A 16,273-nucleotide genomic window follows, 5' to 3' on the forward strand; every position below is an offset into this window, starting at 1 on the left:
GGCCGGTGGCGGCCGCCGCGACCCCGGCGCGCGCGTGGCCCGCGTCCAGCGCGCGCAGGTCCGGCGCGGCGCCCTCGACCCACAGCGCCGTGGCGACGCGGCGCAGCTGGCTCAGGCCGCTGCGCTGGGCGACGTTGACCGGCATGGCGAGGTGGTCGCGGCCGCGCAGGTTGTCGTCGATGACCGAGGCCAGCTGCCCGACGCCGACCTGCAGGAACACCCGGAACCCGGCGTCGTACATGGCCTGGATGGTCTCGCGGAACCAGACCGGTTCGAGCATGTGCCGCACGGAGAGCTCGCGGACGCTCTCCGGGTCGCTCGGGGACGGCGCCTTGAGGGTGGCCGACCAGACGGGCACCCGGGCGGGGTGGACCTGCCAGCGGCGCAGCGCGGCGCCGATCGACTCCAGCCCGGAGGCGAACAGCGGCGTGTGGAAGGCGGAGCGGAACGGCAGCTTCTGGCAGACGAAGCCGTTGCCGCGCAGCGCCTCGACGAGCCGGTCGATCTCGCGCTCCGGACCGTTGACGATGCATTGCGCGGGTGCGTTGTCGTGGGACAGCACGACGCCCGGGTACTGCGCGAGCCACGGCCCGAGCCGCTGGGCCGCGTAGCCGACGACGGCGAACGCGTGGCCGGGGACGTCGACCGACGCCGGGTTGAGCGTGGCGATGACGTCGTCGATGGACGACACGCTGACCTGCCCGCTGCTCAGCGCGGCGGTCCACTCGCCGATGCTGTACCCGGCGACGGCGTCCGGGGTGATCCCGATGCGGTGCAGGGCGTCGTTGAGCAGCTTGCCCAGCTCGATCAGCCCGGCGCAGTGCCGGCCCAGGTCGGCGGCGGACCACTGCCGGTCGGGCAGGCCGAAGTGGGCGGCGACGTCCGCGGTGCGCGGGCCGAACTCGGCTTCCGGCCCGGGAAACACGAAGGCGAGCCGCCCGGGGGCCGCGCCGGCGAGCAGCGGAGCCGGGCTGAACCAGATGTCGCGGGCGCCGCGCCAGGCCTGTCCCTTGGCGACGGCAAGGCGGGCGGTGGCGAGCCGCTTGGCGTCGGGGTTGACGATCCCGATCCGGCAGCCCTCGTCCCCGGCCCGCCCGTCGGCGCCGCCGCCCTGCCGGGCTCGGGCGGTGCCGAGGCCGCGGACCGTGGTGTCGTCCGCGTCGAGCAGCCGGGCCAGCGCGGCCGGGTCGGGCGCGGCCAGCCACAGCACCTCGTCCGGCTCGACGACGCTCGCCGCCCCGGCCGACGCCACGGGGCCGGTCGCGCCCGTGTCGCCGCGGCGGGCCGCGAACGCCTCCGGCGTCTCCTCCAGGATCACGTGGGCGTTGATGCCGCCGAAGCCGAACGCGTTGACGCCGGCGCGGCGCGGCCCGTCGCTCTCCCACGGCCGGGCGGAGCTGATCGGGGCGAACCGGGTGCGCGCCAGCTCCGGGCGCGGGTCGTCGCAGTGCAGGGTCGGCAGCAGCACGCCGCGGTACACCGCCAGGGCCGCCTTGATCAGCCCGGCGATGCCCGCCGCGGGCATGGCGTGGCCGATCATCGACTTGACCGAGCCGACGACCGGCACCGGGCCGTCGCCGGGCGGGCCGAACACCTCGGCGAGGGTGTCCAGCTCGGCGGCGTCGCCGGTCGGCGTGGCGGTGCCGTGCGCCTCCAGCAGGCCCAGCGCGTCCGGCGCGGCCGGGTCGAGGCCGGCGGCCTCCCAGGCCCGCCGGATCGCCAGCACCTGCCCGGCGGTGGCCGGGTTGACCATGCTGACCGCGCGCCCGTCGCTGGACACCCCGCTGCCCCGGATCACCGCGTAGATCCGGTCGCCGTCGCGGCGCGCGTCGGCCAGCCGCTTGAGCACGACGACGCCGGTGGCCTCGCCGATCAGCAGCCCGTCGGCCGCGCTGTCGAACGGCCGGATCTCGCCCCGCCGGGACAGCGCGCCGAGCTGGCTGAAGACCGACCAGAGGCCGACGTCGTGCACGTGGTGGACGCCGCCGGCCAGCACCGCGTCGAGCCGGCCCCGGCTCAGCTCGGCGATCGCCTGGTCGACCGCGACCAGCGAGGAGGCGCAGGCGGCGTCCAGCGTGTAGACCCCGCCGCGCAGGTCGAGCCGGTTGGCGATCCGGGACGCGGCCAGGTTCGGCACCACCCCGATGGCGCCCTCCGGCTGGTGCTTGCCGAGCCGCTCCTCGAATTTGCGCCGTACCGCCTCGAGGCGCCCGTCCGGCAGGTCGGGGATCAGCTCCCGGAGCACCTCGATCACCTGGTTGGACATCCGGACCCGCTGGTTGTAGCGGATCTGGCCCGGGCTGAGAAAGCCGCCCCGGCCGAGGATGACGCCGACCCGGTCGCCGGGCGGCAGCCGGTCCTGGCCGCCCGCGTCGTCGATGGCGGCCGCGGCCACCTGCAGCGCGATGAGCTGATCCGGCTCGATGTCCGCGATCGATGCCGGCATGATGCCGAAGCGCAGCGGATCGAACGTGGCCAGCTCGTCGACGAACCCGCCCCGCCGGCAGTACAGGCGGTCCGGGCGGTGCGCCTGCGCCGGGTCGTAGAACTCAGGGTCGATCCTGGCCGGCGGCGCCTCGCTGATCGCGTCGGTGCCCTCGACCAGGTTGCGCCAGTAGCTGTCCAGGTCGGCGGCGCCGGGTAGCAGCGCCGCCATGCCCACGATGGCCGTTTCGTCGCCGTGCAACGGGCTCACCCGGCCAAGGCGGTGTAGACGACGGCGGTGAGCGCCGGGTCTCCCCAGGCCAGCTCGCTCAGCAGGCTCAGGGCGCCCTCCTCCGGGTCGATGAGCGCGACGCCGCGCCGGGCGTACTCCCGGCCCAGCTCCACGCTGACCATGCCGCTGTGGCCCTCGGCCGGTGCCCACGGTCCCCAGTGGACGGTCAGGCAGCGGTTGCCGGAGCCGGCCGCCCAGCGGGCGCCGATCGCTTCCAGGGCGTCGTTGGCGGCCGCATAGTCGGCCTGGCCGCGGTTGCCGTACGTGGCCGCGACGCTGCCGAAGAACACGACGAACTTCGGCGCGCAGGCGAGCCGGTCCAGCGCCTCGACGATCGCCTGGGCGCCGGCGACCTTGGTGTCGAAGACCCGGGCGAACGACTGCGGGTCCTTGTCGGCGATGAGCTTGTCCTCGATCACGCCGGCCGCGTACACGAGCCCGTCGATGCGGCCGTGCTCGCGATGGATCGCCGCGATGAGCCGGTCGGTCGCCTCCGCGTCGCGGACGTCGAGGGTGTGGTAGCGCACCTGGGCCCCCAGCTCGCGCAGCTCCCGCAGGGTGGCGTCGACCTCCCGGGCGGCCAGGATCGCCTGCGCCTTGCGGGCGAGCTCCGCCGGTGTGGCGCCGCCCTGGCGCGCGAGCGCGGCCCGCAGCGAGACCTCGTCCGTGGCCGCCGTCAGCGCCGGATCCTCCGGGCCCTGCGGCGTCGGGGTCCGGCCGATGAGCTCGATGCGGCACCCGGCCGCCCCGGCGAGCGCCCGGGCGAACCATGAGGTGATGCCGCGCGCACCGCCGACCAGGACCACCACCGAGTCGCGGTCGAGGCCGACCGCCCGCGCCTCTGCCACGCCGTCCCCGGCCGGGCCGGCACCGCCGGCCGCGAGCGGGCCGAGGCTCGCCGGCGCCATCCCGTACGTTTGCCGGACGCCGCCGCTGTGCTGCACCACCGCCGCATCGCCCCCGGCGAGCAGCTCGTCGACGATCTGCTCGGCGAGCGCGTCCGCGGGTGCCGTGCCGTCCACGACGGCCAGCCGCACCGCGGTCGACGGGTACTCCCGGGCGACGCTGCGCATCAGGCCCCGCAGCCCGTCCGTGCGGGCACCGGCGTTCGCGTCGGCGGCCGCCAGCAGGTAGCGTGGGCCGCCCGCGAGGACCTGCTTGATCAGCCCGAACGCCAAGGGCAGCAGCGGCGCCGGTTCCCCGGTGGACGCCCCCAGCCCGTCGAGCAGGACGAGCCCGCCGGCCCCCTCGACCGGTCCCGGCTCGGCGAGCGTGCCGGCGCGCACGGTCGCTCCGTGCCCGCGCAGCAGCTCGGCGACGCGGTCGGCCACCGGCCCGGACCCGGTGACCATCAGCGTGGCGCCCGCGAGCGCCGTCGCCGGCCGGACCGGCTCGTCAGCGACGGGAACCAGCGTGGGGATCATGCGCGACGGCGCGACGCCCGTCCGGGTGCCCCGGCGGCCGGTCCGGCTCTGGGCGGGAATCGGCCGGGCTGCGGGCGGCGCCGCGGGAGGCGCTGCGGGCGAGGCCGCGGGCGCGTCGCTGAGCCGGATGGTGAGCCAGTCGACCATGGCCCGCACGGTCCGGGCCTTGACCAGCTCCTCCAGCTCCGACTCGTCGCCCTCACCGGACAGCCCGAGCCGGGCCACGACGTCCCCGGCGACCTCCGCCCGCTTGATCGAGTCGATGCTGAGGTCCGCCTCCAGGTCCAGGTCGAAGTCGATGAGGTCGACCGGGTAGCCGGTCCGCTCGCTGAGCACCGCCAGCACCGCACCCTGGAAGTCCGGCGCGGCCGGCGCGGCGGGCCGGCTCTGGGGCATCGGCCGGGCCGCGGGCGGCGCGGCAGGAGGCGCCGCAGGCGCCACTGCGGGCGCGTCGCTCAGCCGGATGGTGAGCCAGTCGACCATGGCCCGCACGGTCCGGGCCTTCACCAGCTCCTCCAGCTCGGACTCATCGCCCTCGCCCGAAAGCCGGAGCCGGGCCACGACATCCCCGGCGACCTCCGCCCGCTTGATCGAGTCGATGCTGAGGTCCGCCTCCAGGTCCAGGTCGAAATCGATGAGGTCGACCGGGTAGCCGGTCCGCTCGCTGAGCACCGCCAGCACCGCACCCTGGAAGTCGTGCTTCGGCGCCTCCACCACCAGCGTGGCGGTCGCGGCCAGGCTGCTGACCTTGCCGTTGCTGGCGCCCCCGTTGCTGGCGCCCCCGTTGCTGGACGACGTGAACACGGCCATCGCGGCCGGCATCGACACGGATGCGACGGGCACGGGCGCGCTTGCCGGGCGCGCCAGCGTCGCGGCGGGCGGCGCCGGCAACGGTGGCGTCGCGCCTGGCGGCGCCGGCAGCGGTAGCGTCGCGGCGGCCGGCGCGGGGTCGCGTCCGTCGCCGGCGTCGCTGCCGAGGTAGGCGAGCATGACGTCGCGCTGGGAGGCGATCAGCTCGCGGTTCGCCCGCAGGTACTCGGCGAGCAGTTCGTCCTGGCCCGGTCGCCGGGTCCCGTTGTCGTGGCCGCCGGTAGCGGGCCGGATGGTTGGGGTCATGGACAGCTCCTTGATGCGTCGCGGCGGCGTCAGACCACCGGGGATGCAGGTGCCCTCCCGGTCGCGGACGAGCTGGCCGTCCACTGTCCAGAAGGGACGGTCGGACGGCACGGTCGGGGTGGCCTCGACGGTGTCGCGGCCGTGGAACAGCCAGCCGGTCTGCACCGGCACCCCGGCGCAGGCCAGCTGTGCCACCGCGGTGAGCAGGTCGCGGAGCCCTTCGCCGGTGTTCCGGTCGCAGGCGATGGCGAGGTGTGGGCGATCGGCCAGGATGGCCTGGACGAGGCGGGTGAGGACCTCCCCCGGGCCGGTCTCGACGAAGGTCCGGGCGCCGGCGGCGTACATGGCCTCGATCTGTTCGACGAAGCGGACCGGCGCACCGACCTGGGCGGCCAGCTCGCGCCGGACCTCGTCGGCGTCCGCCGGGTACGCGGCGGCGGTCCGGTTGGACCAGACCTCGATGTACGGCGCCGCGACCGGTTCGGCGGCGAGCACCTGCGCGAAGCGGTCCACGGCGCCGGCGACGAGCGGGCTGTGGAAGGCGCACGCGACGTTGAGCCGGTGCGTCGTCAGGCCGGTGGCCTTCAGGGCGGTGACCGCCGACTGCACCGCGGCGGTGGGGCCGGAGATCACCTGCTGGGTGGGGCCGTTGCGATTGGCGAGCACGACCCGGTCGGCGAGGCCCGCGTCGGTCAGGACCGCGAGGATCTGCTCGGCGGTCGCGCTGACCGCGGCCATGGTGCCCGGATCGTCGCCGGCGGCGCCGACGATCGCCTCGGCGCGCTGCCGGCTGAGCCGCAGCAGGGTCGCCGGGTCGAGGGCGCCGGCCACGCTCAGCGCGACGAGCTCGCCGTAGCTGTGTCCCGCGGCCAGGTCGGGATGGACGTCGAGGCGGCGCAGCAGGTGGGCGACGGCGAGCCCGCCGATGCCGAGCACCGGCTGCGCCGCCCGGGTGTCGGTGAGCCGCTGCTGCTGCTCGCGTTGCGTGGCCGGGTCGAACGCGGCCGGCGGGAACAGCCGGTCCGCCAGCTCCGGCCCGAGATCGAGGTACTCCCGCAGCTCGGGGAAGGCCACGAACAGCTCGGCCAGGGCGCCCGGGCGCTGGCTGCCCTGCCCGGGGAACAGGAACGCCACCCGGCCGCCGGCCGTGCCCTGCGGCGGCGGCTGGATCAGCCCCCGGCCGGGGTCGTGCTCGCCGGCGAGCGCGCGGCGCAGCAGCTGGTCGAGCTCGGTGGCGTCGCGGGCGACGATCGCGACCTGGACGGGCCCCGAGCGCGGGTCGGCCTGCGCGGCGGCCGTCGCGGCCAGGTCCCGCAGCCGCCACGGCTGGTCGTACCGGTCGGCGCCGCGCAGCAGCTCGGCGAGCCGGCCCACGGCCTGGTGCGCCGCCGCGCGATCGCGGCCGCGGAAGCAGAACAGCTCCGCCGGCCACTCGTCGCGAGCGTGGCGCGGTTCGGGCGTGTGCGGGTCCGCGGCGAGCACGACGTGGAAGTTGGTGCCGCCGAAGCCGAACGCGCTGACGCCGGCGATACGCTCCCGCGCCGGCGCGGCCCACGGGCGGGGCTCGGTGTAGAAGGCGAACGGGCTGGTCTGCGCGTCCCAGGCCGGGTTCGGCCGGGTCAGGTTGATCGTCGGCGGCCGGACGCCGGTATGCAGCGCCAGCGCCGCCTTGATCACCCCGGCCAGGCCGGCGGCGCACTTGGTGTGCCCGATCTGCGACTTGACCGAACCGAGCGCGCAGCTGCCCGGCGACGCGCCGGCGTCGGTGAACAGCCGGGTCAGGGTCTGCAGCTCGGTGCGGTCGCCGACGACGGTGCCGGTGCCGTGTGCCTCGAGCAGGCCGACCTGCCGCGGGGTGAAGCCGCTCTGCGCGTAGGCCCGGTCCAGCGCCCGGCGCTGCCCTTCGGCGCGCGGCGCGGTCAGTCCCAGCGCCCGCCCGTCGCTGGCCGCGCCCACGCCCTTGATCACCGCGTAGACGCGATCGCCGTCGCGCCGCGCGTCGGCCAGCCGCTTGAGCACGACGCACGCGACCCCCTCGCCGAGCGCGATCCCGTCGCCCGTGGAGTCGAACGTGCGGCACCGCCCGGTCGGCGACAGCGCATGCGCCGAGCTGAACATGAGGTAGTCGTGGATGCCGTTGTGCAGGTCCACCGCGCCGCAGACCATCAGGTCGCTGCCGCCGGTGGCCAGCTCCTTGCAGGCGGCGTCCATGGCCGCCAGCGAGGAGGCGCAGGCGGCGTCCACGGCGAAGTTCGGCCCGCCCAGATCCAGGCGGTTCGCCACCCGGCCGGCGATCACGTTCGCCAGGACGCCGGGGAACGAGTCCTCGGTGATTGTGGGCAACTGCCCGGCCAGCTCCGCCGGTACGTCACCGAGGTACCCGGGCAGCGAGGTGCGGACCACCTTCGCGTTGCTCAGGTCGCTGCCCGCCTCGGCGCCGAAGACGACCCCGGTCCGCGAGTGGTCGACCGCGGGCGAGCCGTGGTGGTACCCGGCGTCGGCCAGTGCCCGCCGCGACGCCTCCAGGGCGAGCAGCTGGGCCGGGTCGATGCTGGCGAGCGCGGCCGGCGGGATGCCGTACCCGATCGCGTCGAACGGCACCGGCGCGATGAAGCCGCCCCACTTCGACACGCTGATCCGGCCCGTCTGTCCCGGCTCCACCTCGGGCGCGTAGTACGTGTCGACGTCCCAGCGCTCGGCGGGCACCTCGGTCACCGCGTCGCGGCCGCCGAGGACCGTCTGCCAGAACGCGGTCAGGTCCGGCGAGCCGGGGAGGATGCACGACATGCCGACGATGGCGACGTCCAGGGGCGGCGGCGTCGGCTCGGCCACCGCGGCGTCCGGCCCGAGCACCGCGGTCAGCGCGGCGATCCGCCCGGCGTGGAAGCGCCGCGCCCCCACGGTCACGTCGGCGTGCAGGGCGGCCACGGTGGTCTGCACGTCGCGCAGGACCGCGATCTGGCCGGCCATGAACATGCCCTCGGCGCGCTGGCCCGGCTCGTCCACGGCGACCAGGGCGTCGCCGTCGCGGCGCAGGCCCTTGCTGGCGATGCGGAGCCGCCCGACGTTGAGCGTCTCCAGCTGCTCCCACACCTGCCGGGCGTCCACTCCCGCCGCGTCCAGCTCCCGCCGCATCCGGTGGAAGTCGTCGACGTACGGCGTGTGCAGGCACCGCGTCACGTGTCCCGGCGCGGTCTCCAGCAGCGCGGTGACCGACGCGTCCAGCACCTCGCGCTGGAACAGCGGCTGGATCGCCCCGCACTCGACCGCCTCGCGGGTGAACAGGTAGGCGGTGCCCATCAACACGCCGACCTGCACACCGCGTCGCGCCAGCGGGCCGGCCATCGCCGACACCATCGCCGCGGAACGTGCGTCGTGGATGCCGCCGGCGAAGAACACCTGCACCTGCGCGGCGGTGCCGGGCGGCGCTTCGTCGAGGAACTCCTCCAGCGCCAGCGCCTGCGCCTCCCACAGCGCGAAGCTCGTGCGTGGCCCGATGTGCCCGCCGCACTCGGCGCCCTCGAAGATGAACCGCCGCGCACCGGCCCGCAGGAACTGGCGCAGCAGCCCGGGCGACGGCACGTGCAGGAACGCGTTGAGGCCGTCGGCCTCGAGGGCCTTGGCCTGCGCCGGCCGGCCACCCGCGATGATCACGACCGGTGGCCGGACCTCCATCACCGCCGCGAGCTGCGCCGCCCGCACCTCCTCCGGGGCGAAGCCGAGGACGCCGACCCCCCACGGGCGCCCGCCCAGTTGCTGCGCGGCCTCCCGCAGCATCCGCCGGGACTGCTCGCCGGTGGCCAGCGCGAGCGCGATGAACGGCAGCGCCCCGTCGTCGGCGACCGCGGCTGCGAACCCGGCGACGTCGCTGACCCGCGTCATCGGCCCCTGCGCCACCGGGATCCGCACGCCCAGCGCCTGCGCGAGCGGCGCCTCCGGCGCCAGCAGCGCACCCGCCGCGTCGTCGCCGGCCGCGGCCTCGATCGCCGCGCGGATGCCGCGCACGGCCGCGGCGGTGGTGCGCCAGCGGTGCCGGAACACGGCCGCCATCCAGCCGTCCTGGCCCACCGGCAGCAGCTCGCCGGTACCGTCCGGGCGGCCGTCGCGGCGCAGGCCGCGCACGCCGTCGGACAGCACCGTCTCCGAGCCGTCCATCCGCCCGATCACGGCCCGCACGTCCTCCGGCAGGTCCGACTCCGGCATGAGCGCGAGCTGACTGTCCAGGACCACACCGGCGGCGCCGCCGACCACGCACGCGGCGGCCGTGCGCGGCCCGATGCCCCCGGCCACCCACACCGGCAGCGCCAGTGCCTCGTCGGCCAGCAGCTGTTGCAGCAGGACGAAGGAGCTCAGCTCGCCGACCCGTCCGCCGGCCTCGCAACCGCGGGCGATCAGCCCGTGCGCGCCGGCCTCGGCCGCGGCCCGGGCCTCCGCACGGCTGCTCACCTCCACCAGCACCCGATACCGCTGCGCCGCCTCCCGCAGTGACCACCCGGCGTCGTTCGCCGGCATCACCAGCAGGCTCACCCGATCCCCCGCGACGCGCTCCACATCGGCGAGGGTTGCGCGGCAACCGGCCGGCACCCGGACCCCGATCGATCCGGCCGACCACGACGCCGCCCGCTCCAGCGCCTGCAGGGCCGCGCGGTCGCCCCGAGCCAGGTCGAAGACTCCGCGCCCGCCGCCGGCAACGGCGGCCGCCACGAGCCGTGGACCGGGCTCCACCGCGCCACACGGATTGATGGCGACAACCAGGTCGTTGCCGCCGAATGCAGTCTTCATCAGGCTCCCGTCGATGGGTCAGGTGTGCAGCGTTTGGATTGCGCAGGCGCACACTGGCCCCGCGACGCAGCCTTGTGCGTCGAATCAGTCGGGTCTTCACCAGAGCGAACTATTGGCCGTCGGGCCGAAGAATGCTCACGTCCGGCGTGCGCGCCGCCGGCGTCCGCAGCCGGCTCGTCCGCGGCGCATTCCAGCACGCTGTGGCCGCGACACGTTATTCGTACAACACGGCCCACAGGTTTGTCCGGCTATTCAGGACTCTCTTCGCCGATCGTCCTGTTCGTACGTCGGCAGTCTGATACAAACCTGGTTGTAGATGCCTTGGGCTGAACCGCCGTGGCCCCTTCCGCGCCCCGGCGAGACGCACGTATGGCACAGCGCATCCGAGGCGCTCTTCCAACGCCGTGCACCGCCTGCCGGCGCCGTTGCCCGCCCACTCCGCCCAGGGGTGCGGACATCGCTGTGTTTCGCCGTGCCCGTCATCCGCCCGAGGCGGCAGCCGCCCCTGCCCGTCGGTGGATCCCTTATCTCTCCGCCTTTTTCGACGTCCGCGGCTGCCGCCGACGGACCTGTACCTGATGAGAGGACAACCATGCACAGGATCCGGTTCTTCGCCCGATCTCTACTACCCGTCGCGGTCCTGGCGGCCATCCCGGTGCTCGCCGCCGCACCGGCCGCCAGCGGTGCAGTCACGGCCCAGGCGGCGCGGACGGCCTCGGGGCCGGAACTGCTGGCGAAGGCCGCACCGGACGAGTGCTTCGCCGGGATCGGTCAGCCGTACCCGGCCGGGCCGCCCTGCCAGGAAGGCAAGGCGAAGGTGAACCAGTCGTACGTGTGGGGCCTGGCCCAGTCGGGCGACCGGGTCTGGTTCGGCACGGGCGCCAACGTCCAGTGCCTCACGCTCGGCACGAGCCTCGCGCAGACGACGCCGACCCAGAACAACGACTACGTGTGTGAGTACGGCTCCAGCCAGCTGGGCAACCAGCTGAGCCAGAAGATCGGCGGCCTGGGGGGCAACCTGGGCACCCTCGGGAGCAGCCTGGGCAGCCTGAGCGGCGCCGGCAACCTGGCGGCGGGGCTGGGCGACTGGCGCGCGCCGAAGGTGTACGTCTACCAGACGTCGACGGGGAAGCTGACCGACAAGACCGCCGACATCAACAATGCGTCCAGCAACGACAGCCTGCGGCTCAACACGACCGTCGGCATGCGTGCCGCCGGCGCGTACAACGGCGTGGTGCTGCTCGGCGGGCCGGGCCTGCTCGGCATCAACCTGTTCGCCTTCGACAGCAACTCGGGCAAGTACCTCGGGTCGACCAGCCTCAACCAGTACGGCAACATCCGGCACTTCGTCGTGGCCGACGGTGCGCTCTACGCCGGCGTCGGCATCGGCCCCGAGGGCCAGGGCGGGGGCGCGGTGCTGCGCTGGACCGGCAACAAGTCCAACCCGTTCAAGTTCACGGCGGTGGGCTACCTGCCGTCGCAGGTCGCGGATCTCGTCGTGCACCAGGGCCGGATCTTCGTCACCACCTGGCCCAGCGCCGGCGGGAGCACGAAGGCGACCGCGGCCGGGCTGTGGATGAGCGCGCCGCTGGCCAACGGGCAGCCCGGCCTGACCAAGGACGACGCCACCAGCTGGCGGCAGGTGTGGGGCGTGAGCCAGTACGAGCCCGACCCGGTCGTGGCCAAGACGTACGGCCTCGGCTCGCTGGCCTCGTACGGCGGCTACCTGTACTGGGGCACGATGCACGTGCCGCTGCAGGCCACGGCGGCCATGGTGAAGCAGTACAAGCCGGCCAACGACCAGCAGGGCGCCCTCGCGGTGGTAAACACGCAGCGCACGGCGAGCATCTTCCGCGCCGCCAACTTCGACAAGGGCCGCCCGACGGTCGACCTGCTCTACGGGGCGGCGCAGCTGCCCGCGTACGACCCGAAGGCGAACAACGGGGCCGGCGCCTGGCACCTCGCCTCGACCGGGTACAAGCCCAAGTGGGGCGCGGCCGGGTTCGGTAACGCCTACAACAACTACACCTGGTCGATGGTGGTCGCCGGCGGTTCGCTGTACGTCGGCACGATGGACTGGGGCCAGATCAGCCAGTACTCGCCGGCGAAGGCGCTCCCGGGGGTCCGGGCCGCGTTCGGCACGCCCGACCCGAAGACGTACGGCGCCGACCTGTGGGCGTTCGACAGCCCGCAGTCGCCGGCCCGCCCGGTGAACACCACCGGGCTCGGCAACTACTTCAACTACGGCGTGCGCAACATGGTGACCGACGGAACGGCCATCTACCTCGGCATGGCCAACCCGATGAACCTGCGGACCGACAAGGGCGACAACGTCCCCGAGGGTGGCTGGGAGCTGATCCGGCTGCGCACCAACGGCAACATCCGGCCGGCGGCACACCGCCTGAGCCGCGGCTACTGACCCGATTGGGCATGCGGAATCCATTTCCCGCTGGCCGGTCAGCGCACGGCGCCGGCCGGCCAGCGGCCACCACCGACGAGGTACGAGTTGCCGAGCGAGGCGGAGGCTTCATGAATTGGCCAACCAGCAGTGCAGGGTCCGTCAGGCGTACCGTGTGGGCGGTGGCGGCCGTGTGCGCGCTCATCGTGCTCATCGCCTGCGATGCGGCACAGCCACAGGGGCGCGGCGGTACGGCCACGCCGACCGCTGCGAGCACGACCAAGGCCGGCGCGGGCAAGCTCCGCAGCCCGGCCGTCGCCGTCGGTTCGACCGACCACAGCATCACCGTCGACGGCAAGAAACGCACGTACCGGCTGTACCGGCCGGCCAACCTGTCGATGTCGAAGCCGGTACCGCTGGTCGTCATGCTCCACGGCGCCCTCGGTGACGGCGTCCAGGCGGAGATGGCGTACGGCTGGAATGCCGAGGCCGACCGGAAGGGCTTCGTGGTCGCATACCCCGACGGGCTCCTGCGATCCTGGGTCGTGAGCGCCGACTGCTGCGGCCCTTCGGCCCACGGCGGCGTCGACGACGTGGCGTTCATCAAGGACATGGTGGCGGCCGTCTCGGACGACCTGCCCATCGATCCGGCCCGGACGTACGCCACCGGCATATCCAACGGCGGGATGCTCGCCTACCGGCTGGCCTGCGACAGCACCACGTTCGCCGCGATCGGGGTGGTGGCGGGCAAGCTGCTCGGGCAGTGCCCGGCGCCGGCGCCCATCTCCGTGATCCACGTCCACGGCACCGGGGACGACATCGTCCCGTACGACGGCAAGCCGGGGAAGATGAACAACGACGGCGTGGGGCTGATACCGGTCAAGATCGACGGCGGCTCGGTGCCCGACCAGATCGCCAACTGGCGGAAGATCGCGCAGTGTGCCGCACCGCAGACCCACACCTCGGGCTCGGTCACCACGTCGCTGGCCCATTGCCCGGACGGGCGTGACGTCGAGCTGATCACCATCGCGGGGGCCGGGCACCAGTGGCCGGGCGGCACGCCGATGCCGGCGGTGGAGAAGCTGCTCGGGCTGCCGCCACCGTCGACGGCGCTGAACGCGACCGACACGATCTGGCAGTTCTTCAGCGCCCATCCGCGCAAGGGTTGAGTGGCATTCAGGCCTTGTCGATCGGGATCTCGACCAGGAGCGCTGTGCCGTGGCCGACCGGGCTGGAGATCTCCAGCTTGCCGCCGAGCGTGGCGACGCGATCGCGGAGGCCGACGAGTCCTGAGCCGCGGCTCACGCTGGCACCGCCGATGCCGTCGTCCTGCACCAGGATCCGCAGGCGGCCATCGGCGGTTTCGAGGCCGACGCGAACCAGGCTGGCCTCGGCGTGCTTCGCGGTGTTCGTGAGCGCCTCGGACACGACGTAGTAGGCACCGACCTCGACCTGTTCGGGTAGCCGCCGCTCGACGGCCAGGGCGAGGTCGACGGGTGTGGGACTGCGGCGGGCGAGGGCCTTGACGGCTGCGCCGAGTCCGCCTTTGGAGAGGATGGCCGGGTGGATGCCGCGCGAGAGCTCCTGCAGGTCGTGCAGGACGCCGGTCAGGCTGCCCACGGCCAGCGACAGGTCGTCACGAACGGACCCCAGGCCGGCCGGCAGCGTCTGCTCGACGCTGCGCAGCTGGAGGCCGAGCGCGACGAGACTCTGCTGCGCGCCGTCGTGCAGGTCACGTTCGATGCGGCGGCGGGCCTCGTCGCTGGCCGCGACGATGCGGGCACGGGACGCGGTGAGCTCCGCGCGGGTCTCGGCATTGGCGATCGCGGTCGCGACGAGGTCCGTGAAGTCGGCCATGCGGGCTTCGGTGTCGATCGGCAACGGCTCGGGTTGCGTCGTCACGACGACGGCCACCCCCCAGACGCGGCCCTCGACCACGATTGGGACACCGACCCCCGATCGGATTCCTTCGCGGCAGGCGATCGCGGCGTTGGCCCCCTTGGCGTTGTCGTACGAGGCGATCCGGGCCGCGGCGCGGGTCCGCAGGACCAACGGGAGGAGCGACTCGCCCTGGACCGGGAATGACCGTTCGGCCATGTTCAGCTGCATGGTGCCGGCCATTCGGGAGACGGTGCCGTTGGATTCGTACCGGTACAACCCCGCGGGGTACTGGCCGAGGACACGGCCGAGCTCCTCGACTACGGTCTTGAACACCTCGGCCGGCGTGGTCCCCTTGGCGACCAGCGTTGCCACCCGGCGCAGCGCGGCCTGCTGCTCGCGGCTCGTCTCGCGCTCCCGCGCGGCGCCGAGTACGGATGCGAGCGCGGGAAGCAGCCGCTCCCGAAGCCGTTGCAGGGTGGGTTGAGGCAGGTCGGCCGGGACGAGCAGGGTGCCGAGGGTGCTCGCCCCGGTCCGCAGCGGGAGGGCGACCCGGTGGGCGTTCGTGGTGGCTGTGCCGCGTTCGATCGCGGCCCAGGGAATCTGGAATGTCCGAGCGATCCGGCGTGCGGCGATGCCCAGTGCGGATTGCAGGTCGTCGGTGCCGAGGAGCAGGTGGGCCAGGTCGGCGCTGAGGTCGGCCTCCTGGCGGCGGTCGGACGTCTCCGCGGCGTGTTTGCGGGCGAGGTGCGCCAGACCGTTGACCAGCAGGGCGGCCACCATGAAGACGGCCGCCTCTTGCAGGTCCTCACCGGTGGTGGAGAGCTCGAGCTTGCCGAAGGTCGGAAGCTGGAAGTAGTTGTAGGCAAAGGTGCTGACCAGGACCGCCAGCAAGCCGATCCGGCCACCGCACAGGGTCGAGACGAGCAGCACGCCGACGAGATAGATCATCCCCCGGGAGTCCTCGCGGATGGCGCCGTGCAGCGGGATCAGCACGAGTGTCTCCGTCGCGATCACCACCGCCGCGAACAGGAGCCCGAGCAGCAACGGCGGCCTTGCGCGCACCAAGAACGACAGTAGGCGTACCCGCATCGGGGCCGCCCTCTCCCGCATCACACAACACGCTCTTAGGTGCCATGTACACCTCACTGCCGGCGAGGTAACTCGGATCGCGCGGTGACACGCTCTGGAGGGTCTGGCAGCGTTGTCAAGGCTACTCGGGCCCGAGTCCGCGCGGCGCCGCCGCGAGCTCGGTGCCGAGTCGTGCTCAGCCGGGCGCCGTCGGCATCAGGCTGAACGCGTTCTCCTCCTCCTGCGCGTTGTGCAGCTGCATGATGGCGTACAGGCCGTAGAGGCCGGCCCGCAGGTCGATCACGTCCTCCGGCTCGGGCCGGCTGCCGATGTCCGGCAGGGTCCGGCGCAGCCGGCGGATCTGGTGCTCGATCTCGGCGTGGGTGCGGCTGAGCGCTGCGATCGGGTCGGGACCGCCCAGGGCCCGCGCGACGATCGGCAGCAGTTGCTCCTCCTCGGCCCGCTCGTGTGGCAGCAGGTCGGTCTCGAGGCGGTCGAGCAGCTCACGGACGGGCCCGAGGTCGGCCCGCGCGACGGAGAGGTCGTCGGCGACGGCCCGGATCTGCTCGACGAGCGGGCGTATGGCGGTGTGCTGCGCGTACAGCTGCTGGGTGACCGCGAGGTCGGCGCTCGGCATGGTGACGGTGTGCGTGCGCTGCGGCAGCAGGACCGTCAGGGCCAGGCCGATGGCCGCGACATCGATCGCCTCTTGCAGCAGCGCACCGGCCACCGGCGTGAGCAGCCCGGCCGCGGCCGGGATCATCGCGGCCAGCGACAGGCCCATGCCGAGCGCGGCCGAGCGGCGGGCGATGCGCCGGGCGCGCCGGGCGACGAGGATCGCGTCGGCGAGGCCGTCGACGCGGTCCGCGGTGAGCACGACGTCGGGCG

At 74.0% G+C, this 16,273-nt stretch carries 6 protein-coding genes; 2 read left to right on the plus strand and 4 right to left on the minus strand.

All coding sequences use genetic code 11. From position 1 onward, the window contains the following. Both ABD352_RS25820 and ABD352_RS25825 read right to left on the minus strand, forming a co-directional pair. On the minus strand, window positions 1-2,695 hold a 2,695-nt coding region (locus ABD352_RS25820; protein ID WP_344615061.1), incomplete at its 3' end, for a beta-ketoacyl synthase N-terminal-like domain-containing protein. Beyond that, the gene (locus ABD352_RS25825; protein ID WP_344615062.1) at window positions 2,692-10,038 is read right to left on the minus strand and encodes an SDR family NAD(P)-dependent oxidoreductase; all 7,347 of its coding nucleotides are present in this window, start codon (window positions 10,036-10,038) and stop codon (window positions 2,692-2,694) included. The genes ABD352_RS25825 and ABD352_RS25820, both read right to left, overlap by 4 nt. A gap of 592 nt (window positions 10,039-10,630) precedes the next feature. On the opposite strand from ABD352_RS25825, the gene ABD352_RS25830 reads away from it, so the two are divergent. Both ABD352_RS25830 and ABD352_RS25835 read left to right on the plus strand, forming a co-directional pair. Further along, entirely contained in the window at window positions 10,631-12,457 is a 1,827-nt protein-coding gene (locus ABD352_RS25830; RefSeq protein ID WP_344615063.1) for a hypothetical protein, read from the plus strand. Between the two features lie 161 nt (window positions 12,458-12,618). Then, complete coding sequence (locus ABD352_RS25835) at window positions 12,619-13,605, plus strand: extracellular catalytic domain type 1 short-chain-length polyhydroxyalkanoate depolymerase (protein WP_344615064.1); 987 nt, start codon at window positions 12,619-12,621, stop codon at window positions 13,603-13,605. A gap of 7 nt (window positions 13,606-13,612) precedes the next feature. Here the strand turns inward: ABD352_RS25835 and ABD352_RS25840 are convergent, their stop codons facing one another. Both ABD352_RS25840 and ABD352_RS25845 read right to left on the minus strand, forming a co-directional pair. Further along, entirely contained in the window at window positions 13,613-15,463 is a 1,851-nt protein-coding gene (locus tag ABD352_RS25840; protein ID WP_344615065.1) for a GAF domain-containing sensor histidine kinase, read from the minus strand. Window positions 15,464-15,581: 118 nt separating this feature from the next. Then, window positions 15,582-16,273, minus strand: a 692-nt coding sequence (locus ABD352_RS25845; RefSeq protein WP_344615066.1) for a hemerythrin domain-containing protein, incomplete at its 5' end; no start/stop codon positions are given.

Origin of the sequence: Dactylosporangium salmoneum (genome assembly GCF_039532525.1) — a bacterium.
Classification (GTDB): Bacteria; Actinomycetota; Actinomycetes; order Mycobacteriales; family Micromonosporaceae; genus Dactylosporangium; species Dactylosporangium salmoneum.

Coding starts and splice junctions, on each gene's coding strand:
- ABD352_RS25825 (WP_344615062.1), bottom strand. CDS start 10,038: ATGAAGACTGCATTCGGCGGCAACGACCTGGTTGTCGCCATCAATCCG.
- ABD352_RS25830 (WP_344615063.1), top strand. CDS start 10,631: ATGCACAGGATCCGGTTCTTCGCCCGATCTCTACTACCCGTCGCGGTC.